The organism is Brevundimonas sp. UBA7534 (genome assembly GCF_002479325.1).
Lineage (GTDB): Bacteria > Pseudomonadota > Alphaproteobacteria > Caulobacterales > Caulobacteraceae > Brevundimonas.
The window spans coordinates 1-354 of record NZ_DLMO01000098.1 but is presented as its reverse complement, the minus strand read 5'-3'; the positions used below and the strand labels follow the sequence as shown (position 1 = coordinate 354).

General features: G+C 66.1%; 1 protein-coding gene. It reads left to right on the top strand.

Annotated elements, in window-relative coordinates; translation table 11 throughout:
• Positions 1-287: 287 nt before the first annotated feature.
• Positions 288-354: hypothetical protein (locus B2U11_RS07325; RefSeq protein WP_292070863.1), on the top strand; the 67-nt coding region annotated here is incomplete at its 3' end.

Genomic DNA, 354 nt, shown 5'->3' with positions numbered 1-354 from the left:
TGGCGCGCGAGCTGATCCCGACCGTCACCCAGCACCGCGACCGAGCCAAGCAGTTGCTCGACGCCATGGGCTGATCGACGACGAAAGTCAGCAGGAAGGGGCGGTCCCGCAGGGCCGCCCTTTTTCGCGCGGCTTGCCTTTTGATCCGATCCCGCCTACATGGCCCCCGCATTTCGCAACGCGGGCGAGGCGCGGGCCGGGGAGACATCCCGACCTGCTCCATTCCGAGGGACCGCCGGTCCTTTTATCGCCCGCGCCACGTTGATCGGAAAAAGGACTGAACGATCATGGCTCTGCCTGAATTCTCGATGCGCACCCTGCTGGAAGCGGGCGCCCACTTCGGCCACCAGACCC